Annotated in this window: 17 protein-coding genes; 13 read left to right on the top strand and 4 right to left on the bottom strand. The window is 73.7% G+C overall.

Features of this window, described 5'->3' with window-relative positions; translation table 11 throughout:
- Positions 1-123 precede the first annotated feature (123 nt).
- The 4 genes from ACSMX9_RS12675 to ACSMX9_RS12660 all read left to right on the top strand — a co-directional run bounded on the left by ACSMX9_RS12675 (position 124) and on the right by ACSMX9_RS12660 (position 5,029).
- Positions 124-339 (top strand): hypothetical protein, encoded by a 216-nt coding sequence (locus tag ACSMX9_RS12675; protein WP_445402434.1) that lies wholly within the window; start codon positions 124-126, stop codon positions 337-339.
- A gap of 159 nt (positions 340-498) precedes the next feature.
- The gene (locus ACSMX9_RS12670; protein WP_445402433.1) at positions 499-2,988 is read left to right on the top strand and encodes a DUF7507 domain-containing protein; all 2,490 of its coding nucleotides are present in this window, start codon (positions 499-501) and stop codon (positions 2,986-2,988) included.
- 197 nt (positions 2,989-3,185) lie between these two features.
- On the top strand, positions 3,186-4,430 hold the full coding sequence (locus tag ACSMX9_RS12665) for a hypothetical protein (RefSeq protein WP_445402432.1): 1,245 nt from the start codon (positions 3,186-3,188) through the stop codon (positions 4,428-4,430).
- Positions 4,427-5,029 carry a hypothetical protein gene (locus ACSMX9_RS12660; RefSeq protein ID WP_445402431.1) on the top strand — a complete coding sequence of 201 codons (603 nt, stop codon included), beginning with the start codon at positions 4,427-4,429 and terminating at the stop codon, positions 5,027-5,029. The genes ACSMX9_RS12665 and ACSMX9_RS12660 overlap by 4 nt, the downstream gene beginning before the upstream one ends.
- 36 nt (positions 5,030-5,065) lie before the next feature.
- Here the strand turns inward: ACSMX9_RS12660 and ACSMX9_RS12655 are convergent, their stop codons facing one another.
- Positions 5,066-7,429: an NB-ARC domain-containing protein gene (locus tag ACSMX9_RS12655; protein ID WP_445402430.1), complete on the bottom strand. Its 2,364-nt coding sequence runs from the start codon at positions 7,427-7,429 to the stop codon at positions 5,066-5,068.
- A 232-nt stretch (positions 7,430-7,661) separates the two neighbouring features.
- Here ACSMX9_RS12655 and ACSMX9_RS12650 point away from each other — a divergent pair, with 232 nt between their 5' ends.
- The 3 genes from ACSMX9_RS12650 (at position 7,662) to ACSMX9_RS12640 (ending at position 12,969) form a co-directional block, all read left to right on the top strand.
- Positions 7,662-10,724, top strand: coding sequence for an AfsR/SARP family transcriptional regulator (locus ACSMX9_RS12650; protein ID WP_445402429.1), 3,063 nt, complete (start codon positions 7,662-7,664; stop codon positions 10,722-10,724).
- A gap of 485 nt (positions 10,725-11,209) precedes the next feature.
- Entirely contained in the window at positions 11,210-11,884 is a 675-nt protein-coding gene (locus ACSMX9_RS12645) for an RNA polymerase sigma factor (protein ID WP_445402428.1), read from the top strand.
- Positions 11,881-12,969: a CU044_5270 family protein gene (locus ACSMX9_RS12640; RefSeq protein WP_445402427.1), complete on the top strand. Its 1,089-nt coding sequence runs from the start codon at positions 11,881-11,883 to the stop codon at positions 12,967-12,969. The genes ACSMX9_RS12645 and ACSMX9_RS12640 overlap by 4 nt, the downstream gene beginning before the upstream one ends.
- A 120-nt stretch (positions 12,970-13,089) precedes the next feature.
- Here the strand turns inward: ACSMX9_RS12640 and ACSMX9_RS12635 are convergent, their stop codons facing one another.
- Positions 13,090-14,037: a helix-turn-helix transcriptional regulator gene (locus ACSMX9_RS12635; protein WP_445402974.1), complete on the bottom strand. Its 948-nt coding sequence runs from the start codon at positions 14,035-14,037 to the stop codon at positions 13,090-13,092.
- A 226-nt stretch (positions 14,038-14,263) separates the two neighbouring features.
- On the opposite strand from ACSMX9_RS12635, the gene ACSMX9_RS12630 reads away from it, so the two are divergent.
- The 6 genes from ACSMX9_RS12630 to ACSMX9_RS12605 all read left to right on the top strand — a co-directional run bounded on the left by ACSMX9_RS12630 (position 14,264) and on the right by ACSMX9_RS12605 (position 20,280).
- Positions 14,264-15,205 (top strand): alpha/beta fold hydrolase, encoded by a 942-nt coding sequence (locus ACSMX9_RS12630; protein ID WP_445402426.1) that lies wholly within the window; start codon positions 14,264-14,266, stop codon positions 15,203-15,205.
- 216 nt (positions 15,206-15,421) lie between these two features.
- Positions 15,422-16,375, top strand: a complete 954-nt coding sequence (locus tag ACSMX9_RS12625; RefSeq protein WP_445402425.1) for an IS481 family transposase — start codon at positions 15,422-15,424, stop codon at positions 16,373-16,375.
- Positions 16,376-16,386: 11 nt separating this feature from the next.
- A complete protein-coding gene (locus ACSMX9_RS12620) occupies positions 16,387-16,995 on the top strand; it encodes a hypothetical protein (protein ID WP_445402424.1) in 609 nt (202 codons plus the stop codon).
- Positions 16,996-17,135: 140 nt separating this feature from the next.
- Complete coding sequence (locus tag ACSMX9_RS12615; RefSeq protein ID WP_445402423.1) at positions 17,136-18,101, top strand: alpha/beta hydrolase; 966 nt, start codon at positions 17,136-17,138, stop codon at positions 18,099-18,101.
- A 128-nt stretch (positions 18,102-18,229) separates the two neighbouring features.
- A complete protein-coding gene (locus ACSMX9_RS12610) occupies positions 18,230-19,609 on the top strand; it encodes a sensor histidine kinase (protein WP_445402422.1) in 1,380 nt (459 codons plus the stop codon).
- Positions 19,606-20,280 carry a response regulator gene (locus tag ACSMX9_RS12605; protein ID WP_445402421.1) on the top strand — a complete coding sequence of 225 codons (675 nt, stop codon included), beginning with the start codon at positions 19,606-19,608 and terminating at the stop codon, positions 20,278-20,280. The genes ACSMX9_RS12610 and ACSMX9_RS12605 overlap by 4 nt, the downstream gene beginning before the upstream one ends.
- Positions 20,281-20,329: 49 nt before the next feature.
- On the opposite strand, the gene ACSMX9_RS12600 is transcribed toward ACSMX9_RS12605, so the two are convergent.
- Together ACSMX9_RS12600 and ACSMX9_RS12595 are read right to left on the bottom strand one after the other, a co-directional pair.
- Positions 20,330-21,934, bottom strand: coding sequence for an ABC transporter permease (locus ACSMX9_RS12600; protein WP_445402420.1), 1,605 nt, complete (start codon positions 21,932-21,934; stop codon positions 20,330-20,332).
- Positions 21,931-22,848 (bottom strand): ABC transporter ATP-binding protein, encoded by a 918-nt coding sequence (locus ACSMX9_RS12595; protein ID WP_445402418.1) that lies wholly within the window; start codon positions 22,846-22,848, stop codon positions 21,931-21,933. Before ACSMX9_RS12595 ends, ACSMX9_RS12600 begins: the two co-directional genes overlap by 4 nt.
- Positions 22,849-22,865 lie beyond the last annotated feature (17 nt).

Raw genomic sequence — 22,865 nt, 5'->3', positions numbered from 1 at the left:
CGGAACCCGTCCCGCCGACCACCCGGGGTCATCCCCACCCCACGGCCGGCGGGACGGGCGCCCCCGACCCCAGCACCCGCGCCAAGCGCAAGCACAGGCGCACCCGAGGGCGGCGGTGTGCTCGTGACGCGCGACGCCCTGACCGGGCCGCCGCCGAAGCCGTTCACCGCGCGGTGCGTGGTCTGCCACCGCCGCACGGCGGCAGCGGTCGCGGTCCGGCACGCCGGGGGCCTGGGCGGCGGCAACACCGTCGCCCTCTACGCCTGCCCCGCCCACGCACCCACCGTCGCCCCCGGCCCCTTCGGCGACGAGTTCGACCCGGTGACCGGACGGCCCTAGGAGGAGGGGTGAAGGGGCCTCCGCAGAAGTCCGGGTGAGTCGAGAGCCGCCGGAGGACAGGGCCGTTCGGGGGCAGTGGCCGTGGCGCCGGACTGACGTGCGGAGCCGGACGGGTGTTCGGCGGCCGGTGGGGGCGATCCGGGGGTACCCCTGCTGTTCATGATCCGAAGAAACGAGAATCCCGGACCGCGCCGGCGGCGTGCCCTGGGGGTGGCCGTATCGCTGACGGCCGCCCTCGCCGGTGTCCTGACCGCGGGCGGCGTCCGGGCGAGCGCGCTGCCCGGGGCCGCCGAGCCCCGGGCCGTCACCACCCCGCTGCTGACGGAGACGTTCACCGGCGCCACCGCCGACGACCGGTTCGTCGCGGTGGGGTCGGCCTGTCTGACCGGTGCCCCCGCCGCCGCCCCGCCCGGGCCGGGCAACCACCCGCTCGGCGGGTGCCCCGAGGTGCGGACCGGCCCGGTGCCCCCGCTCGGGGGTGCGCCGAACGGCTACCTCCAACTCACCGACGCCTCCAACGACCAGGCGGGGGCGGTCCTGTTCGACCAGGCGCTGCCCGCGGCCCAGGGCCTGGACGTCACCTTCGACCAGTGGCAGTACGGCAGCACCACCCCGGCGACGCCGGCCGACGGGATCTCGTTCTTCCTCGTCGACGGCGCCACCTCGCTCACCCACCCGGGGGCCTTCGGCGGCAGCCTGGGCTACGCGCAGAAGCTGCCGGACGACAATCCGGCCAACCCCTTCCTGCCCGGGGTGGACCGGGGGTACGTCGGCATCGGGCTGGACGTGCTGGGAAACTACTTCGGCGACTGGGAACAGCGCGGCAACGGCTGTGAGCAGCGCTCCCCGGCCGGGACGGAGTTCCGCATCCCGGCTCCGGGCGCCAACATGGTGACGGTCCGCGGGCCCGGCGACGGCATCCAGGGGTACTGCTTCCTGACGGCCACCACCAGCAACTTCAGCACCACGGGCCCCTGGCCCTCGACCCTGCCGGGCCAGCTCCAGGGGCCGCTGACCGTGCTGCCGCCGGACGCCACGCCGGCCGAGGCGGAGGCCGCGCTGGAGCCGTCCCGGCGCCGGGTGAACGTCCACCTGACGCCCGCGCCGGACCCGCAGCTCACCGTCTCGGTGGACTTCAACGACGGGCAGGGCCTCCAGCAGGTGCTCTCCACCCCGGCGCCGGTGCCGGTGCCCGACACGTACAAGTTCGGCTTCGCGGGCTCCACCGGTCTCTTCACCGACGTGCACCTGATCAGGAACGTGTCCGTGCACACCGACCAGGAGCTGCCGGCGCTCAACCTGGTCAAGCAGGTCCACCAGCCGTTGCCCGCGCTGTTGGAGGAGGGGACCGAGGTCCCCTACGACTTCGTGGTCACCAACTCCGGGGGCGCCACGGTCGAGGACCTGGCCGTGGTCGACCCGAAGATCGGTCCGGTGAGCTGCCCGGTCACCACCCTGGCGGTCGGCGAGACCGTCACCTGCACGGCCACGTACACGGTGACCGCGCAGGACGTGGCGGCGGGGGAGATCGCCAACACGGCGACGGCCAACGGCACCTCGGGCGGGGACCCGGTCGCCTCCCCGCCGTCCAGCACCACGGTGCCCATCGCCCGGCCCGCGGGCATCAGCGTGGAGAAGCAGGTGACGAGTCCGGGACCGTTCACGGTCGGCACCGAGGTGGAGTACGCCTACACGGTGCGCAACACCGGCGGCGAGGAGCTGACCGACGTCCAGCTCACCGATGACCGGGTCACCGGCATCACCTGCGAGGCGACCGTCCTGGCGCCGGGGGGCGAGCCGGGCGACAGCACGGTCTGCCGGGGCACGTACACCGTCACCGCCGCGGACGCCGAGGCCGGATCGGTCACCAACACCGTCACCGCGACCGGTACCGCCCCGGGTGGGCCGGTGACCTCGCCGGAGGCCCGGGCCACCGTCGAGATCGTCGGGGGCCCCGCGGTCACCGTGGTCAAGGAGGCCGCCGACCCCGGCCCGTACCGGGTGGGCGACACCGTCGAGTACGTCTACACGGTGACCAACAGCGGCGGGCAGACCCTGACCGGGGTGCGGGTGGAGGACGACCACGTCACCCCGGTCACCTGCGAGGAGACCACCCTGGCGCCGGGCGGCTCGACCACCTGCCGCGGCAGTTACGTGGTCAGCGAGGCGGACGGCGAGGCCGGCGAGGTCACCAACCGGGCCCGGGCCGCGGGCGAGGACCCCGCGGGGAACACGGTGGTGAGCGACCCCGCGACCGAGACGGTCACGGTGGTCCCGGTCCGCGGTCGGATCGAGGTCGTGAAGACCGACGCCAAGAACGGCCGGCCGCTCGCCGGCGCCGTGTTCGAGCTGTGGCGGGAGTCCAACGGGGTCGCCGGACTCCAGACCCGCCCCGCGGGTTCCGTGCCGGCGGACACCGAGGTCGGCGACGCCTGCTCCACCGACCCGGCCGGTGACTGCGTCTTCGCCGACCTGCCGGTCGGCGAGTACTACCTGCGGGAGACCGACGTGCCCGAGGGCTACGTGCTCCCCGCCGACCCGGTCAGCGGGCCGTACGCGATCACCGCGGAGAACGCGGGCTCGCCCGTCGTCGTGGAGGTCGCCAACGGGCGCGGCGAGCCCGGCAAGCACAAGCACCACCGGCGCTAAGCACAAGCACCACCGGCGCTGAGGTCCACCGGCCGTCGGGGCGGGCGCACCGCCTCGACGGCCGTCTCCGCGGCCACCGTCACCACCGCGCTGACCAGCGGGGCAAGGGAACTGCAAGGTCCGTGCGAGGAAGGCGCGCAGCGGAAGGGGGATCCCCCGTCGTACGCCAACCGTATCGACGAGCGACGGGGGATCGCATGTCCGTGGAAACGACGAGAACGGCACTGATCGAGCAGGGGCACTGGTTGACGGTGCCGGACTGCAAGCGGGTCCTGGTGGTGGTGCACACCGTGGCGTTCGCCCAACGCCTGCGGGAGGTCTTCGGGCTGCTGGAGACCGACCTGCGCATCCAACTGGTCTTCACGGTCGCCCCGCACGCCTTCGGCGGCGGCGTCACCGACTACCTGCGGGGGCAGGGCATCGCCACGGTGCCCTGGAAGGAGGCCCTGCGGGCGGAGTTCGACCTGGTGTTGGCCACGGGCTCCCGCGGTCTGCACCGACTGCGGGCCCCCGTCGTGCGCTTCTCGCACGGGGCGGGACACATCAAGCTGCTCACCGACGTCTCGCTGCTGGCGCCCGGCGAGCGCCGCGTGCCGGGCATGCTGAGTCGCCAACACCTCCTGCACGACGGGCGCGTGGTGCCGTCCTCCCTCGTCTACGCCCACCAGCGGGACGTCACGGAGCTGGCCCGCTCCTGCCCGGAGGCCCTGCCGGCCGCGCACGTGGCCGGGGACCCCTGCGTGGACCGGATCGAGGCCGGCGCGGCAGGTCGCGAGGGCTACCGGCGCGCCCTGGGCATCGAGGAGGGGCAACGGCTCGTGGTCGTCGCGTCGACCTGGGGCCCCGCCTCGACCTTCGGACGGTTGGACGCCCTGTTGCCGCAGTTGCTGGGGCAACTCCCCGACGAGGGCTGCCGGGTGGCGATGCTCATCCACCCGAACGTGTTCGCGGGGCACGGCAGGTCGCAGGTGCACGGCTGGTTGACGGCGCTCCGGAGCCGGGGGATCGCGGTCGTGCCGCCGGAGGCCGACTGGCAGGCGCTGCTGATAGCCGCCGACTGGATCATCGGCGACCACGGATCGCTGACCGCCTACGGGACGCTCACGGAGGCGACGGTGCTGTTGACCTCGTCGGTGCGGCGCGAGGTGTCCCCGGACTCGCCCGCGGCGTTGCTGGCGGCGGTGGCTCCCGTGGTCGTCCCCGGGCACTCCCTGGCCGCGCAGTTGGCCTACGCCTCGGAACGACGGCACGCCACCCTGTACGCGCGGGTGGCCGAGTCGCTCTCCTCGGCCCCGGGGGAGTTCCACCGGCGGGTGCGCGCACTCCTCTACCGCAGCCTGGAGCTGGGGGAGCCGGCCTGCCCGCCGTTCGTGCCGCCGCCGGCGGTCCCGCCGTCCCTGGAACACTGGGTGGGCGGGGCCGACCGGGGGGCGTTCCGGTGAGCGCGGTGCCGTCTCCGGTGGGCGTCGGGGTGCGGCCCGCCCGGCCCTGCCCGCGGCCGGGCGCGGGCTGGGCCACGGTGTGCTTCCGGGGACCGGGACGGGGCGGGGGGCTCGACACCCGCACCACCGGTGCGCTCTGGCGCACGCCGGGCGGGCACGGCCCGGCCCTGGTGCGCGTCGATGCGGTGGCCGCCGGGTGCCGGCATCCGGCGGCCTGCCGGCACCCCTCCGGCCGGTTCCCCTGCGACGTCCACCTGTGGGTCGACACGGGTTCCCCCGCCCTCCCGCGGCTGGGTGAGCACGCGGACGTGCTGGTCAGCCGGGGCCCCTTGGCGCCGGCCTCGGCGCGACGGCGCGTCAGCGGCCTCCTGGCCCGCTACGCGGGGTGTTCCACGGCCGTCGTGCCCGGGCCGGACCGCGGCGGGTGTCTGGTGGGGGTCCGCACCCGGGACGGCGGCGTGGAGCACGCGGTGCTGGAGTGCGGGGGCCGGGGACCGGTGGTTCCGGTGCACCTGGCTGCGGCCGTCGTGCACGCCTGGGTGGTGTCCGGCCGGCCGCTGGGTGCGCTGTGCGCGGTGTCGCCGCTGCCGCGCCGTTGACGGCGGGGGCGGCGCGTCGTTCGGTTGCGGTGGCGTTCACAGCTTCCGCAACCGTTCGTCCAGTCGCCGGGCGTCCGCGGGGCCGCAGCGCAGGAAGAGTTCCCTGGCCCGCTCGTAGTGGAGCGCCGCGGCCGCCCGGTCGCCCCGGGTCTCGGCGGCTTCGCCGAGCCACTCCAGGCAGCGCGCCTCCCAGTGCGGCGAGCGGTCGGCGCCCGAGTGGAAGCGGTCGAGCGCCTCCGTGACCAGCCGGGTGCCCTCCGCGTGGCGGCCGGCGCGGACGAGGACGTGGCCCAACTGGGCCCGCACCCGGTTCGCCTCGTACGTCTCGCCGAGCGCCTCCAGTTCGCCGGCGGCCCGGTGCAACTGCTCGCTGGCCGTGACCAGGTCCCCGTCCTCCAGCGCGGTTTCGCCGAGGCGTCGTCGGGAGAGCGCGGCACCCCGGCGGTTGCCGGTCGACTCCCTCAGTTCCAGGGCGTGTTGGAAGTGGGTCCGGGCCTCGTCGAGGCGGTGCTCCAGGAGGCTGAGGTGCCCGATTCCGCTGACCGCCTGGGCCTGTTGGGACAGGTTGCCGTCCTCGACGGCCATCGCCAGCGCCTGCCGGTACCAGTCGCCTGCCTCCCGGTACAGTCCGGCGTTGCGCAGACCGATCGCCCCCGAGGTGAGCATGCGGCCCTCGCCCGGGCGGGAGCCGCACCGGCGGGCCGCTTCGAGGCCGAGCCGGTGGGCTTCGAGCCACAGGTCGGAGGGCCGCAGGCGCAGGAACAGGGGCCACAGGAGGTCCGTCAACCTCCAGCAGGAGTGGTCCCACCCCACCTGGGCGCAGTGCCGCACCGCGCCCATCAGCCCGTTGCGGTGGGTGTCCAGCCAGGCCAGGGCGGCCTGCGGGCCGTCGAGCGGGGTGGGCGGGACGATGTCGGCGGCGAGGTCGTGGCCGGGCAGGGGGTGCTTGGGGGTCAGGATGCGTTCCGCCGAAGCGGCGGTGGACATGCACCAGTCCACGAAGCGCCGCAGCACCCGGCCCCGGTCGTCGGGCGCCAGCCGCTGGCCGAGTTGGTGGGCGTGCGCGTGGACGAGGTCGTGGAAGCGGTACGTCCCGGGCCCGGTCTCCTCCAGGAGGTTCGCCTCCACCAGGGAGTGGACGGCGATGTCGGCGGTCTGCTGGGAGCGTTCCGGTTGCCCGTCGTCGGGGGTGAGGGCGGTCAGCAGGTGGAAGTCGTGCCGTTCCACGGGCAGGAGCCCCATCCGGCGGTAGAGCTCGCCGCTCTCGTGCGGCAGCACCTCGTGGGACAGGTCGAGCGCCGTGCGCATCACGGCCTCGCCGTCGACGCGCAGGGTGTCGACGGCGCCGGTGCCGCAGGACAGGCTGTCGACGAGGGCGGACACCGAGCGGTGCGGGCGGGCGGCGAGTTGCGCGGAGGCCAGGGCGACGGTCAGCGGGAGCCGCCCGCACAGCCGCACCACCTCGTGCGCCGCGTCCGGTTCGCTCTCCACCCTGGCCCCGCCGCCGAGGGCGAGGAGTTCGACGGCGGAGTCGACGGTGAGTCCGTCCAACCGGTGGACCGCGGCCCCGTCGATGCGTAGCCCGGTCAGGTTGCTCCTGCTGGTCACCAGGACGAGTCCGGTCGGGGAGCCGAGGAGGAGCGGGCGCACCTGGGCGGCGGTGAAGGCGTTGTCCAGCATGACGGCCAGCCGCATCCCGGCGGTCAGGGAACGCCACAGGGCGCTGCGATCCGAGAGGCCGGCCGGCACCGAGGGCGAGCCCAGGGCGATCAGGAAGGTCTCCAGCACGGTGCCGGGGGGCGTGGGGCGACCGTCCTGGCCGCCGAGGTCGGCGTGGAGTTGCCCGTCGGGGAAGTCGTCCAGGTGCTCGTGGAGCCAGTGGGTCGCCAAGGAGGTCTTCCCCACGCCGGCGAGACCGCTGACCACCAGCACTTGGGCGGCCCTGTCGGGCCGCCGGGCGCGTAACGAGTCCAGGGCCCGGTGGTCCGCCTCCCGGTCGACGAACCGGGGCGGTGCAGGCGGGAGTTGACGGGGGAGCGGGGCGCGGGGGGCGGGCCTCTGGTGGAAGTGCACGCCACCGTGGATGTCCCGGGCCTGCACGCTGGGGCCGTGGACCGCGGCGTTCCCGGCGAGGACGTTGGAGGCGGGCCGGTCGTCCGCCGGGGTCCCGGGGGACGGAGCCGGATGGTGGCGGAGCCACTCGGTGAGGGCCCGCTCCGTTGCGGGGTCCCGGGCGCCGGTGGCGCCGAGTTCCCGTGCCAACGCCTGCCAGGGGGGCCCGGGGAGCGGGGGGTGCGGGTCCCAGAGCCCCGCCACCGCGGGATTCGCCCGGGCGGCGGTGGCCACGACCCGGCCGAACGCCTGCCACGCGGGGGAGTCCCGGTCCGTGCTCCAGGTCACCAGCGCCGACCGCAACGCTTCTTGTGCACGTGAGGAGAAGGCTCGCATGTCCGTGACTCCCTTCAGTGTCAAGGGCGTTACTCCCCGGTCCGTAAAAGGTATGAACGAAGTGGCGCCTCCGTAGGTCATTCTTGACCGGGTTCCATCACTCGCAGGCGTGAACACCGGCCGTCCGTGTCACCATCGAAGACTTGGCAATCCCGATGGTCCTGTCCGACGGGAGGGGTCCCTGGTGGAGTTCGAGATCCGGCTCTCGGGATCGGTCGAAGTCCGGGCGGGTGCCCTCCACAGCGACGTCGGCCCGACGAAGACGCGGCTCGCGTTGGCCGCGCTCGCCTGGGACGCCGGCCGCACCGTGAGCATGGACACCCTGGTGCACCGCGTCTGGGACGACCGTCCACCCGCCAAGGTGCGCGAGGCGTTGCATTCGCACGTCTCCCGGATCCGGAAGTCGTTGAGCATCGCCGGCGACGCCCGTCCCCGGGTCGTCAACCGCGGCAACGCGTACGTCCTCCAGGTGGACCCGGACCGGGTGGACCTGCGCTGCTACACCAACTGCGTCGGCCAGGCACGGGTTCTGCGGGACAGCGACGACGAGGAGTCGGCCCTGAGGCTGCTGGACCGCGCCGACACCTTCTGGCGCGGCGAGCCCCTGGCGGGCATCCCCGGTTCCTGGGCCGAACACCTGCGGGCGCTCCTCGCCGAGACGACCCTGTCCGCCGCGGTGACCCGGGCCGGGATCCTCCTCGCCGCGGGGAGGTACTCCGAGGTGGTGGCCCTGCTCGGGCCCTTCTCGGAGGTCCACCCCACCGACGAGGCGGTGGCCGTGAAACTGGCCGTCGCCCTGTACGGCGGCAACCGCACCGCGGAGGCCGCCAGGCTCCTCCACCGCACCCGGCAGCACGTCGCCCGGGACAGCGGACTCGAAGCGGGCCGCCGGGTCCACCGCATCCAGCAGGGAATCCTGAGCGGGACCCCCGCGGTGACCCTGGTCCGGGCGGTCGTCGGCCGGGGCGAGGCGCCCTCGGCGCCGGTGCGCAAGGCCCCCGACAACCTCCCGCGCGACGTGCCGTGGGCCGGGCGGCGGGACGAACTGCACCGGCTGGCCTCGGCCGTCTGCGAGGGGGACGGAGCCGGGGCGGTGGTGACCGTGGAGGCCATCGACGGCCTGGGCGGGGTGGGCAAGACCGCGCTGGCCGTGCATCTGGCGCACCAACTGCGAGACCGCTTCCCGGACGGTCGCCTCCTGCTTCACCTGGGCGGGCGCGGCCCGGACCGGACGCCCCCCTCCGCCGCCAGGGTCCTCACCGAACTGCTGCGCCTGCTCGGCGAGAACGGCAACGCCCTGCCCCGGGAACTCGGCGAACTGGTGGAGCGCTGGCGCACCGTGGCGCGCGACCGGCACATGCTGGTGATCCTCGACGACGCCGCCGGTTCCGAGCAGGTCCGTCCGCTGCTCCCGGGGGCGTCCCCCACCGTGGTGGTCGTCACCAGTCGCCGTCGACTGCCGGGCCTGCCTGGAGTGCGCCCCCTGTCCCTGGACGTGCTCCCGCCCGAGGACGCCGTCTCCCTGTTCCGTCAGCGGTTGGGACCGCGCGGCGGCGTGCGGTCCGAGGACGTGGCGCAGATCGTCGAGGTCTGCGGGCGCATCCCGCTGGGGGTGGAGATCGCCGCGAGCCGGCTGCTCTCCCGTCCCTCGTGGACCAGCGGCGACCTCCTGCGGCAGCTGTGCGTCGGGGGCCGGCGCCTGGTGCACCTCCGGGACGGCGAGCGTTCGCTCGCCCATGTGTTCGCGCTCTCCTACCGGGCCCTGGATACGCAACAACAGTTCGCATTCCGTTGCGTGGGTCTCCACGCCGGCGTGGAGTTCGACGCCCCGAGCGTGGCGGCGCTCACCGGATCGACCGTGGCGGAATCCGAACAAACGCTTGAGGAACTGCTTTCCTATCACTTGGTGTCCGAGCCTGTACCACATCGCTTCACCATGCATGACCTTCTGCGCGACTACGCCCGTTCACTCGTGGAAGCGGAAGACGATCCTCCCGAACAGGTCGCCGGACAAAGGATGTTGGAGTACTACCTGCGCACCGCGGACGCCGCCGACCGGCTGGCCTATCCCTTTCGCCTCCGCACGGCCCTCGACGGCGCCGGTCCTTCGGTGACCGCGTGTCCCCACGTCGTCGACGCCCGGAGCGCGGAGAACTGGTTGACCGTGGAGTCCGCCAACCTCCTGGACGCCCTGGACGCGCTCGCGCGACAAGGCGACGAACGCCGGCTGGCGCTCGGCGTGCACGCACTGGCGGGGTTCTTGGACGTGCGCGGCCACTCGACGGCGGCGGAGCCCCTGCTGCGCCGGGCCGTCGCCCACTGGCGCGGAGCGGGGGACGGGGCGGCCACCGCCCGGGCGCTCCTCGACCTCTGCGTGATCCACACCCACACCTCGCGCTACACCGAGGCGATCGCCACGGCCCAGGAGGCCGTGGACACGGCCCGTTCCCTCGGCGACGCGGACGTGGAGAGCGAAGGGCTTCACCAGCTCTCCATTTCGCTCTGGGAAACCGGCCAGTACCAGCAGGCGCAGGTGCTCCAGAGGCGTTCCCTGGAATTCCTTCTGCGGACGGGTGACGTGCTGCGCGTCGCGCGGTGCCGGAATCTCCTGGGGATTATTCACCTCCACCTCGCGCAGAACACCGAGGCGTTGGAATGCTTTACGTTGGCGCTCGCAGAGTTCACGCAAATGGGAGATCAGCGGGGCCGGTACAGTGCCATGAACAACACGGCAGAATTGTATCGACGTAGGCTGGCCGATCCACGTGCCGCAGAAGAAGTCTATCGCGAGGCACTCCTGGTTGCCGTCCGGCTGGGAAACAGGAGGGACGCGGCGACCGTCCAGATGAACCTGGCCGCGGTGCTCGACGCGCTCGGCAACCCCGATGAGGCGCTCGCCTTGTACGGAGCTGCGTTGCCCGTGCTGCGCGAGGTGGGTGACCGGCGCAACGAGGCCGTGGCGCTCAACGGCATCGGACGGGCGCTCCGCGCCATCGGCCGAGGTGACGAGGGTCTGCGGTACCACGTCGCGGCGCTCGCGGTGGTGCGCCGGATCAGCGCTCTGGGCGAGGAGCCCGATGTGCTGTACGACCTCGCCGTCACCGAGCGGGACACGGGACGCACGGAGCAGGCCCTGGCACACCTGAGGGAGAGCCTGGCCGTCAGCAGGCGCCTGGGCGCGCCGGCCGAAGAAGCCCGTGCGGCACGCGCGCTGGCCGAACTCAACAACTCCCACCGCGCCCTGTGAGCGCGGTCGGTTAGCTCGTTCTCCGGCGGGCGGAACCCTCTTTTCCATGTGCTGTCCGTGAGGCGGCCGTGTTGAACAGATCTGCGTCCACGAGCATTCGATCTTCGAGATAGGCTCGGATCGACGAGGCTGCGCCATCGTCATGTGATGTCCACGTGTGGTTTTTGTGCGGAGCAGCTCTCGTCGAACATAAAAGTTCGCAGAAGGGTACAGAAGGAAGTGAAGAAAGCAACCCTCATGGCTGCTGCGCTCAGTTGCATAGCGTACGCCGCGACGTGGAACTTGGTGTTCCCGGGCAGCGGCAGCGGCAGCGCCTAGCGGTAGCGGCGCACCAGCAGGTCGCCCTGGCCGCTTCGCGGTCAGGGCGGTTCGCCACCGGTCGACCGCCGCCCCGCCCGCTCGGTCCGGAACACCCGCCCCGTCGCCCCCCGCGATGTGACGCGGGTCACGGGAAGTCCGTGCGGGGTGCCGGACAGTTGACGGGAGTGAACACACATCTGCGCACCCGGGTCAGGGCCGGGGAACCGACCGCGTTCGCGGAACTCTTCGACAGTCACGCCCGTGCGGTGTACAACCACGCCTTCCGGCTGACCGCCGACTGGTCGACCGCCGAGGACGTGATGTCCGCGACCTTCCTGGAGGCGTGGCGGATACGGGCCAGGGTCTCGCCGGAGGGCGGCTCCCTGCGGCCCTGGCTGCTGGGCATCGCCACCAACACGGCGCGCAACCACCACCGCAGCAACCGTAGGTACCGGGCCGCGGCCAACGCCGCCGCGGTGGCCGAACTCTCGCTGCCCGACCACGCCGAGGCGGTGGCCTCCCGGGTCGACGACCGGCGCCGACTCGCCGCGGCTCTCTCCGCGCTCGCCGCCCTGCGCCGCCCCGAACGCGAGGTCATCGCGCTCTGCCTGGGCGAGGGCCTGGACTACGAGGCCGCCGCCGAAGCGCTCGGCATCCCGGTCGGCACGGTGGCGTCCCGACTGTCCCGCGCCCGGCGGAAGCTGCGCGCCCTGACCGCGGACGAAGTCGGGCGGGGGAGACGGGCGTTCGTGGATCCGCGCGGGAAAGTCCGTCGCGACCGGGAAGTCGGACCGCTCCGCCGACAGACAAGAGACGACCGCACTCCTGCGATCCGGCCCGCACAGGAAGGACACCGATGAACGCGAACACGTCCCGGCCCCACCCGGACGGAGCGGACGGGCACGCCAGCCTGTTCTCCGGCACCACGCGCGACCTGCCGACGGGCCGCCACGAGTTCCACAAGGAGCGTCTGATGGCCCAGATCCACGACCCGCAGCAGGACGAGCGCACCGCCACGGCTCCCGCCCCCCGGCGCCGCCCGTGGCTGCCGCGCCCCTCGGTCGCCCTGCCCCTGGTGGCCGCCACCGTCGCCGGCGTCGTCGTCCTCGCCCTCGTGCAGGGCGACGGCGGCGGGGTGCGGGACAGCCGACTGGCCACCGGTCCCGCCCTGACCACCCCGGTCGGTGCCGCGACCACCGAGGGGGTGCCGCAGCTCCTCGAACGGATCTCGACGGCGGCCGGCAAGGCGACCCACCCCGCCGTCGAGGACGGGCAGTTCGTGTACGTCGAGTCCGAGGTGGCGAACACCTTCGTCCGACACGTCAACGGCAGGACCGAGCTGGCCAGTTACGGGCTGCACCGCCGGCAGATCTGGAAGTCCGCGGACGGCACCGAGGGCTGGTTGATCGATCCCGCGGTCAACGACGGCCCGGAGGGCGAGACCCTCAGCCTCCCCGACGAGAAGGGCGACACCCCGAAGGCGTACCTGAACGCCCCTTCCCACGAGTACCTGGCCGAACTCACCACCGACCCGGACGAGCTCCTCGCCAAGATCTACGAGGAGACCGAGGGCATGGGCACCTCCCCGGACCAGCAGGCCTTCGCCACCATCGGTGACCTGCTGGCCGAGAGCTACCCGCCGGCGGAGTTGTCGGCGGCGCTGTTCAAGACGGCCGCCAAGATCCCGGGGGTGGTGGTGGTGGACGAGGCCGTCGACGCCGCGGGGCGCAAGGGCGTCGCGGTGGCCCGGCTCGACGAGACCGGCGGCCATCGGGAGGAGTGGATCTTCGACCGGAAGACCCATGCCTACCTGGGCAGCCGCACGGTCCAGGTCCTGCCCGGCACCGGTGAGGACGCCCTGCTCAAGCCCGGCATGGTGCTGTACACCAGCGCGATCCTGACCCGCGCGGTCGTCGACGGCATGCGCCAGACCCCCACCGACTGAGCCGACCCCCCTTCGGTTCGGGCGGCCCTTCGGAACGGGACACCGTGGGAAGGGTCGCCCGGGCGGATGCTTGGCCCGCGGACGCCGTCACGGTCCGCGTCCCGCCCCTGCGGGACGGTCTCAGCCGTAGCGGCGAACGAGCGCGGCGCCGAGCGCGGCCAGGTGGTCACGCACCCCCGGCGGACCGGTCACCTCCAGCCACTCGACCAGCCAGGCGAGTTCGCCGGCGAGCACGTACTCGTCACGGCCGCGGATCACGACCTCGACGCGGCCGTCGGGCGTGGCGCCCCCCACGTCGAGCCGTTCGCCGAACGCCAGCCGGAGCCGGCCCATCGCCTCGGGCGCGCACACCGCCTGGACTTCGAGGGGCGTCCGCCGGCGGTCGATCCCGTCGGCGATCTCGCGCCAGCTCTCGGCGAGGTCGAAGTCCTCGGGCCGGTGCACCGGCTCGTCGGTCGGGGCGACGGAGGACACGCGGTCGATCCGGAAGGTCCGCCGGCCGGCCCCGGTGGCGGCGACCAGGTACCACGAGGGGCCCTTGGCGACGATGCCCAGCGGGTGGACGGTCCGCTCGGTACCGGTGCCCGTGCGGTCCACGTAGCCGAGCCGCACCTGGACGCCGCGGATCACCGCGTCCTGGAGCGCGTCGAGGAAGGGCGGGGAGCGGTGCTCGATCCGGCCCGCCCCCCACCGCTGCGGGTCCGTGACCAACGAGGACGCCGCCGCCTCGGCCTGCGCCCGGAAGGGTTCCGGCAGGGCGCGGACGAGCTTGCGCAGGGCCGCCTTCACGGTCGGCGTCGCCGCCGACGCCTGACCGGCGAGCAGGAACAGGGCGCGGACCTCGCCCGCGGTCAACCCGGACAGGTCGGTGCGGGCGCCGCCCACCAGGCGCCAGCCGCCGCCCCGGCCCTGCACCGAGTACACGGGGACCCCGGCCGTGGCCAGGGCGTCGAGGTCGCGGCGGGCGGTGCGCTCGGAGACCTCCAGCTCCCGGGCGACCTCCGCCGCGGTCACCTGCTGGCGCCGTTGCAGCAGGAGGAGGACGGCCACCAGCCGGTCGGTTCGCACATCGCCCACACTTCCACAGGAAACCGGTCATGGGGTGACCGGTTTCGGTGGCCAAGATGGCGACACGGCACTCAGCGAGGAGTTCCACGCCCACGTCCGCCCGGATCGCCCCGGCGCCCACCGGGGGCGTGCCGACGCCGTCGTCGGGGACCCTCGCCGCCGGAGCAACCGGGCTGTCACCCGGAAAGACCGAGAACAAAGACCGAGAACACGGAGAGCAGAAGCCATGCCCGACCCCAGCGCATTTCCCGAACCCACCCTCGTTCCGGTCAACGGCGTGGTGCTCGAAGTATTCGAGGCGGGTGCAGAGAACGCCGGAAGGCCCATCGTGCTCTGCCACGGCTGGCCGGAGCACGCCTTCTCCTGGCGTCACCAGGTGCCCGCCCTCGTGGCCGCGGGCTACCACGTCATCGTCCCCAACCAGCGGGGCTACGGCAGGTCGTCCCGTCCGACCGAGGTGACGGCGTACGACATCGAGCACCTGTCGGGCGATCTCGTCGCCCTCCTCGACCACTACGGGTACCAGGACGCCGCCTTCGTCGGCCACGACTGGGGCGCGATGGTCGTCTGGGGGCTGACCCTGTTGCACCCCGACCGCGTGAACAAGGTGATCAACCTCAGCCTTCCCTACCAGGAGCGCGGTGAGCGGCCCTGGATCGAGGCGATGGAGGCCGTGCTCGGCGGCGACTTCTACTTCGTCCACTTCAACCGCCGACCCGGCGTGGCGGACGCCGTGTTCGAAGAGGACGCCTTCCGGTTCCTCCGCAACCTGTACCGGAAGAACGAGCCCCCCAGGGCCCCTCAGCCGGGCATGGCGATGATCGATCTGGCCCGGGCCGAGACCCCGCTCGGCGAACCCGTCATGAGCGACGAGGAACTGGACGTCTTCGTCGCCGCCTTCGAAGAGTCGGGGTTCACCGGCAGCGTGAACTGGTACCGGAACCTCGACCGCAACTGGCACCTGCTGGCCGGCGTGGACCCGATCGTCCACCAGCCCACGCTGATGATCTACGGCACCCGGGACCTGGTCGCGAGGTCCGAGCGGCTGACGGAGTTCGTGCCCCGCGCGGAGGTGGTCGAGCTGGACTGCGGCCACTGGATCCAGCAGGAGGAGCCGGAGCAGACCAACCGCGTGCTGACGCAGTGGCTGGAGCGGCAGGACGGATGAGGGAGGTCGGCACGGGTCCCGCTCGGTGGCGGGCGGACCCGTGCCCCTCCGCCGCCCGGCCCCGGCTGACCGCCCGCGGTCGGTCCGCCCTAGGTGTATTGCCCCGGGAGGTTGTGGACGGGTGATGTAGGTCTCGGCTGAGGCGTCTTGAATGGGTGAGGGCCTTCCGGGTTCGGTGTGGATTGCGATGTCTACACCGATCAGCAGAAGGCCCTCATGCCCCACCGTAATGCACCCCTGACCGAGACCGGACGGCTGCGGTTGGCCCGCTGTGTGGTCGAGGACGGCTGGCCGCTGCGGCGGGCCGCCGAACGCTTCCAGGTCTCACCGACCACGGCTCAGCGGTGGGCGGCCCGCTACCAGGCCCTGGGCGAGTCCGGGATGAACGACCGCTCCTCCCGCCCGCACCACAGTCCCGGACGGACACCGACACGGACCGAGCGCCGGATCATCAAGGTTCGCCTCGCGCGGCGGTGGGGACCTGCCCGCATCGCGCATCTGCTGGGTCTGGTGCCCTCGACCGTCCATCGCGTCCTGACCCGGTTCGGCCTGGCCCGGCTCACGCATCTGGACCGGGCCACCGGGACCGTCATACGCCGCTACGAACGCGACCGGCCCGGCGAACTCGTGCACGTGGACATCAAGAAGCTCGGGAACATCCCCGACGGCGGCGGCCACAAGACCCTCGGCCGCCAGGCGGGCCGGAAAACCAAGTCCGGCGTCGGCTACCAGTACATCCACACCGCCGTCGACGACCACTCCCGCCTGGCCTACAGCGAGATCCACGCCGATGAGAGGAAGGAAACCGCCACCGCCTTCTGGGCCAGAGCACAGGCCTACTACGCCGACGTCGGCATCACCGTCGAGCGTGTCCTGACCGACAACGGCTCCTGCTACAAGTCCCACGCCTGGCGCGACCTGCTCGCGGCGGCCGGGATCACCCACAAGCGAACCCGGCCCTACCGCCCGCAGACCAACGGCAAAGTCGAACGCCTCAACCGCACCCTCCTGGACGAGTGGGCCTACGCCCGCCCCTACCAGTCAGAAGCAGAACGCCGGGCAGCGTTCCCACAGTGGCTCCACACCTACAATCACCACCGCGGACACACCGCACTCGCAGGCAAACCACCCGCCAGCCGCGTCCCTAACCTCACAGGGCAATACAACTAGGCTCCGCACCCATGGGACTCTCCATCTCCGTGGGCCTGCTGTACGACCAGAAGCGCAACGACCCGGAAGGGTACGCACACCACCGACGCGCCTTCGACCGCCTCGCGCTGGCCCTGCGCGCCGAGGGCGTCGACTGGGGCGAACCGGAGATCACCGATCCGCCCACCGCCCACACCCACTCCGGCGGATTCCCGTACGGCGACCTGATGCGCCTGCGCCGCGCCTACGTCCTGTCCCCGACGGGCGGCGATGCCCCCCTCCCGCCCGCGCCGCCCGTCGACGGCCCGGCGTGGCGCCGGGACCTGGAGCGGATCGAGGACGAGACGATGATGTTCGCCTCGCACCTGCTGTGCCACTCCGACAGCTCCGGGTACTACGTGCCGGTGGACTTCGCCGACCCCCTCTTCCTCCCGCCGGAATCGGGGGTGGCCGGCGGCGGCATGGTGGGCTCCACGCACCGCCTCCTCCGGGAACTCGACCGGGTGGCCGCCGCCTTGGGCGCCCCGGACGCCGTCCCCGCGGACGGCGACCCCCACGCCCCCGAGCGCCGGGCCCTGCACCAACTGCGTGCCGCCTGCCGGGCCGGCATCGCCGGCGGGCACGCCCTGGTGTTCCACTGAGCGGCAGGAGGGGCGGGCGGCGCCGGCGCACGGCGGCGCCGCCTCCGCCCGGTCCGAGGGGAGGCCCGTTCCCGGTGGGCGGCCCCACGGCTTGGTAGCGTCCGGACGCCCTGCCCCGAGCCCGCACCGAGAGGCCCCACATGCCGGACGACGACGCCGACGACCCCCGAGCCGACGGCCCCGCACCGGGCACCGGCCGCGCCCCCGACCCCGGGGCGGTGGCCCGGGCCGCCGCCGAGGAGGCGTCCGCGTTCGCGCACCCGGCTCTCCCGCCGGACGCCACCGCGGCCTACGGGCCGCACCCCGACCAGGTGGTCGACTTCTACGCCCCGCACCCGCCGCCCGGGGCCACCGGCGCGGCGCCGCTCGTGGCGGTGCTGCACGGCGGTGCCTGGCGGGCCCCGTACGGCCGGGCGCACATCAGTCCGTTCGCCGGGTACCTGGCGCGGACGGGCCTCGCGGTCGCCTCCGTCGAGTACCGCAGGGGCCCGGGGCTGCCCGCGCAGCGCGGCGGCACCGGGGAGCCGGCGACGGGCCCGGTGGCGGGGCGCTGGCCGGACACCCTGGACGACGTGGCGGCGGCCCTGGACGCCCTGCCGGCGCTGGCCGCGGCGGCGCTGCCGGGGGTCGACGTGCGGCGGACGGTGGTGACCGGGCACTCGGCCGGCGGGCAGCTCGCGCTGTGGGCGGCGGCCCGGCACGCCCTGCCCGCCGACAGCGGCTGGCGGCTGCCCCGGCCCCCGGAGCTGCGCGGGGTGGTGGCGCTCGCCCCGATCGCCGACTTCGCCACCGCCACCGCGCTGGGGGTGTGCGGGGACGCGGCCCGGCAGTTCCTGGGCGGCGGGCCCGAGCCGTACGCGGCGCGGGTCGGGTACGTCGATCCGGCGGCGCTGCTGCCCACCGGGATCGCCACGGTGGTGGTGCAGGGCGCCGCCGACCTGGACGTGCCGGTGGCGGTGGCCGAGGCGTACGTGGCCGCCGCGGCGGCGGCCGGCGAGGTGGTGGGGCTGACGGTGCTGCCGGGGGTGGGGCACTTCCCGTTGATCGACCCGGCGGCGGACGCCTGCGCGGTGGTCGCCGAGGAGATCGCCCAGCTCGCCTGGTGAGCAGCCGGTACGGGCCCACACCGCCGGCGCTCCGACTCCCGGCGGTGCGGGTAGTACCTGAGGCGGACCCCGGACGACCCGACTCCGTGGGGACGACCCGCCCTTTCCCGGGCCCTTACCGTCGTAGGGTGACCCAGACCCCGCGGACACCGCCTCCGCACCCGTATCCGCAGCCGCCCCCGCACCCCCGCCCGGCCCGGGACCGCAGTCCCGAGTTCGACCTGGTGAAGGACGTGTTCGGCGGGGTGCGCGAGGACCTCTTCCAGGACGCCTTCGCCTACCGTCCGCTGGCGCCGCTGGGCCCCGGCCGGCGGTTGGCCGCCCGCTTCGGGGGACGCGGCCGGTGGGCGCCGCACGCTCTGGTCGTCGCCCTCGCCGGGTTCACCTTCTTCGCAGGCTCGGTGTCCGCGTACGGGGTGTCCGAGCCGGCCGCCCTGGTGATGGGGGCGCTGCCCGCGCTGGCGATCCTGTTCACCCTGGTCCGTCCGGTGCTCGCGTTCTTCCTCTCGCTGGCCTCGGTGCCCGTGCTGATGGGGATCAGCGGCTTCACCGGGGCGGCCTGGCCGTGGACGGGGGCCGGGTTCTTCGCGCACCTGGTGGTGATGGCGGTGGTGACGGCCCGCGCCCGGGCCCGTACCGGGCTGTGGATGTGGATCGTCACCACCGTGTTCGGGACGCTCGCCACCTCCGGGGACGGGCGCGGCGACTCCTCGGACGCCGGGGCGATGGTGTTCGTCTCGGGGATGCTGGTCCTGCTGCTCACGGTGTGGCACGTGCGGCGGGAGGCCCGGCAGAAGGTGGAGGTGGCGCAGCAGGAGGTGGCCGCCGAGCGCACGGTGACCGCTGCCGAACGCGACCGGCGCACGCTGCTGGAGGAGCGCACCACCATCGCCCGGGAGCTGCACGACGTGGTGGCCCACCACATGTCGGTGGTGGCGATCCAGGCGGAGGCGGCTCCGTACCGGGTGGAGAACCCGCCGCCGGAGCTGGAGCAGGCGTTCGCCACCATCCGGGAGAACGCGGTGGCCGCGCTGACGGAGCTGCGCCGGGTGCTCGGGGTGGTCCGGGCGGAGGACTACGAGGCGCCGGACGCCCCGCAGCCCACGCTGGCCGATCTGGACGCGCTGATCACCAACGTGCGGGAGACGGGGCTGGAGGTGACCAAGGTGATGACGGGTGCGGTGCGGGAGCTGCCGCCGGGCGTGGAGCTGTCGGCGTACCGGATCGTGCAGGAGGCGTTGAGCAACACCCTGCGCCACGCGCCGGGCGCGGCGGCCCGGGTGGAGGTCGGCTACGTCCTCGGCGGACTGGGGCTGCGGGTGGTGAACGGTCCGGCGCGGGGGCTGGTGAAGCCCTCGCCGGGCGCCGGGCACGGGATCACCGGGATGCGGGAGCGGGTGGCGATGTTGGACGGGGAGATGACGGCGGGGGAGCAGCCGGACGGCGGTTACGAGGTGGCGGTGTTCCTGCCGGTGCCGGCGGCGGCCGGGGCGGAGGAGACGGCATGACGATCCGGGTGCTGGTCGTGGACGACCAGATGATGGTGCGCGAGGGCTTCTCGGTGCTGTTGAACGCGATGCCGGGGATCGAGGTCGTCGGGGAGGCGGTCAACGGGCTGGAAGCGGTGCGGCGGGTAAGGGAGGTGGCCCCGGACGTGGTGCTGATGGACATCCGGATGCCGGAGTTGAACGGGATCGAGGCCACCCGGGAGATCGTCGCCTCGGGCAGCGGGGCGAAGGTGCTGGTGCTCACCACCTTCGACCTGGACGAGTACGTGTACCAGGCGCTGCGCGCGGGGGCGTCCGGCTTCCTGCTGAAGGACGCCTCGGCACGTCAACTCGCCGACGGGGTGCGGGTGGTGGCCTCGGGCGAGGCGCTGCTCGCGCCGAGCGTCACCCGGCGTTTGATCACCGAGTTCTCCAAGCTGGCCGATGCCCCGAGGTCGTTGGCGGGCGCCGCCGGTTCCGCCGGCTCCTACGGGGAGTTGACGGAGCGGGAGACGGAGGTGCTGGTCCTGATCGCGCAGGGGCTGTCCAATGCGGAGATCGCCTCCCGGCTGGTGGTGGCCGAGTCGACGGTGAAGACCCATGTGAGCCGCATCCTGGTCAAGTTGGGCTTGCGGGACCGCACCCAGGCGGCGGTCTTCGCGTACGAGGCCCGGCTGGTCACGCCGGGGTGACCGACCGCCCCCCCGGAGCGGCGGTCGGGCGCCCCCGGCGCGGCCCGGTTCAGGAGGGGACGAGGTCCCGGCGGCGCAGGGCGGTCAGGCCGGCCGCCACCAGGGCGAGGGCCAGCAGGGTCAGCAGGAGCACCGGGGTCCAGCGCAGCTCCTCGCCGGGCAACTTGGCCAAGTGCTCGTAGGGGGACAGGTTCAGTACGGCCCGGGGCACCTTCAGCGCGGGGCCGATCCATCCGAGGAGGACCGCCCCGCCGGCGACGGCCCAGGACAGCACGGCCAGCCGGGGGGAGGCGCAGGTCAGCAGGGTGGCGAGGCCGCCGATCACCCATACCGCGGGCAGTTGGACGAGGGCGGCGGCCAGGGCCTGACCGGGGTCCCGCCCGTGGCCGAGGGCGAGGCCCAGTCCGCCCAGCAGCAGGAGCAGCGCCCCGCCGCCGAAGGCGACGGCCAGGTGGCCGGCGGCCCAGCGGACCCGTCCGACCGGTGCGGCCAGCAGCGGTTCGACCCGGCCGCTGACCTCCTCGCCGTGCAGGCGCAGCACCGCGGCGGCCACGTACACCCCGGCGATCAGGCCGAGGAGTCCGGCCATGGTGCCGAGGAACGCCTCGCCGATGGCGGTGGTGCCGCCCATCCGCTCGATGAGGTCCCGGGTCCGTTCGTTGGTGCCGACGAGGTCGTCGGCGCTGGACACGACGCCGCCGAGGGCCACCCCGCTGAGCAGGAACCCGGCACCCCAGCCGAGCAGGTTGCCGCGGTGGAGGCGCCAGGCGAGGGCGCCGGTCCCGCCGAGCCGGCCGGCGGCCGGTCCGGGCCGGCCGGGGAGGAAGCTCATGCCGATGTCACGGCGCTCGGCGAGCGCGTACGCCGCCCCGGTCTGGACGAGGACGGCGGCGAGCAGGAGCAGCAGGACCCACCAGCGTTCCCCGCCGAAGGACCGCAGGTTCTCGGCCCAGCCGAGCGGGGAGAGCCAGGTGAGGACGGAGGACCCGTCCGCGGTTCCGGCGTCGCCGGCGGCGCGCAGCACGAAGGCCGCGCCGAGCACCCCCACGGCCAGGCCCCGGGCGAGTCGGCCGCTCTCGGTGAGTTGCGCGGCGACGGCGGCCACGGTCGCGAAGACCATGCCGGAGCCGCCGATGGCCAGCCCGAGGGCGAGCGCCCCGGCCGGTCCTTCTCCCCACAGTCCGGCGACGACGAGAAGGGTCAGCGCCCCGTTGGCGACGGCGGCGGTCGACAGGGCGGCGGTCAGTGGGGCGCGGCGGCCGACGACCAGGGCGGAGACGAGCTCCTGGCGTCCGCTCTCCTCCTCGTCCCGGGTGTGCCGGACGACGAGCATCAGGCTCATGATCCCGGCGAACAGGGCGGCGAACACCCCCAGCCGCATGGCGGTCAGGGCGCCCACCGAATCGCCGAAGGCCGGCCCGTACATGGCTCGCAGCGAGCCGTTGGCGGTCACCGATTCGGCGAAGGAGGCCCGTTCGGCGGCGGTGCCGTAGAGCGCGCCGAGGGAGCCGGGGCCGCTGACGACCATGACCGCGATGACGAGCACCCACACCGGCAGCACGATCCGGTCCCGGCGCAGGGCGTGGCGCAGCAGGGTGCCGGCGCCGGTGAGCGGGCCGGGCCGGCGGGCGCCGGGGGCGGCGGTGGCGCTCATCGGGCCACCGCCGTGCTCGCCCCGTCCGGCTCGTCCTGCTGGTAGTGGCGGAGGAAGAGTTCCTCCAGGGTGGGCGGGGTCGAGGTGAGCGAGCGGACGCCGTACCGGGTGAGGGCGCGCAGCACGCCGTCGAGCCGGTCGGTGTCGACCTGGAGGCGGACGCGTCGGCCCTGCACCTGGAGGTCGTGCACCCCGGGCAGCTCGGTCAGCGGGCCGGGGTCGGTGGCGAGGTCGGCGCTGACGCTGGTGCGGGTCAGGTGGCGCAGGTCGGCGAGGGAACCGCTCTCCACGGTGCGCCCCCGGCGGATGATGCTGACCCGGTCGCAGAGGCTCTCCACCTCGCTGAGCAGGTGGGAGGAGAGCAGTACGGTGCGTCCGCGGTCGCGCTCCTCGCGCACGCAGTCCTGGAAGACCTCCTCCATCAGCGGGTCGAGGCCGGAGGTGGGTTCGTCGAGGACCAGCAGGTCCGCGTCGGAGGCGAAGGCGGCGACGAGGGCCACCTTCTGCCGGTTGCCCTTGGAGTAGGCGCGGCCCTTCTTGGTGGGGTCGAGTTCGAAGCGTTGCAGCAGCCGGTCTCGGCGGTCGCGGTCGAGGCCGCCGCGCAGCCGCCCGAACAGGTCGATGACCTCGCCGCCGCTGAGGTTGCGCCACAGGGTGACGTCCCCGGGGACGTAGGCGAGCCGACGGTGCAGGTCGACGGCGTCGTGCCAGGGGTCGCCACCGAGGAGTTGGGCGGCGCCGGAGTCGGCCCGCAGCAGGCCGAGCAGGACGCGGATGGTGGTGGACTTCCCGGACCCGTTCGGCCCGAGGAAGCCGTGCACCTCGCCCTTCTCGACGGCGAGGTCGAGTCCGTCCAGGGCCCGGGTGCGACCGAAGGACTTGCACAGACCGGATACGGTGATGGCCTTCGTCATATTCGGAAGGTACGCTA

This window comes from Streptomyces sp. LE64 (genome assembly GCF_052606915.1).
The sequence above is the reverse complement of the archived record's forward strand: the minus strand, read 5'-3'. Positions and strand labels throughout refer to the sequence as shown.

What these genes read in the sequence shown, in the direction of transcription:
- ACSMX9_RS12605 (WP_445402421.1), top strand. Translation starts at nt 19,606, where the DNA reads ATGACGATCCGGGTGCTGGTCGTGGACGACCAGATGATGGTGCGCGAG.
- ACSMX9_RS12620 (WP_445402424.1), top strand. Translation starts at nt 16,387, where the DNA reads ATGGGACTCTCCATCTCCGTGGGCCTGCTGTACGACCAGAAGCGCAAC.
- ACSMX9_RS12615 (WP_445402423.1), top strand. Translation starts at nt 17,136, where the DNA reads ATGCCGGACGACGACGCCGACGACCCCCGAGCCGACGGCCCCGCACCG.
- ACSMX9_RS12595 (WP_445402418.1), bottom strand. Translation starts at nt 22,848, where the DNA reads ATGACGAAGGCCATCACCGTATCCGGTCTGTGCAAGTCCTTCGGTCGC.
- ACSMX9_RS12600 (WP_445402420.1), bottom strand. Translation starts at nt 21,934, where the DNA reads ATGAGCGCCACCGCCGCCCCCGGCGCCCGCCGGCCCGGCCCGCTCACC.
- ACSMX9_RS12670 (WP_445402433.1), top strand. Translation starts at nt 499, where the DNA reads ATGATCCGAAGAAACGAGAATCCCGGACCGCGCCGGCGGCGTGCCCTG.
- ACSMX9_RS12625 (WP_445402425.1), top strand. Translation starts at nt 15,422, where the DNA reads ATGCCCCACCGTAATGCACCCCTGACCGAGACCGGACGGCTGCGGTTG.
- ACSMX9_RS12630 (WP_445402426.1), top strand. Translation starts at nt 14,264, where the DNA reads ATGCCCGACCCCAGCGCATTTCCCGAACCCACCCTCGTTCCGGTCAAC.
- ACSMX9_RS12665 (WP_445402432.1), top strand. Translation starts at nt 3,186, where the DNA reads ATGTCCGTGGAAACGACGAGAACGGCACTGATCGAGCAGGGGCACTGG.
- ACSMX9_RS12640 (WP_445402427.1), top strand. Translation starts at nt 11,881, where the DNA reads ATGAACGCGAACACGTCCCGGCCCCACCCGGACGGAGCGGACGGGCAC.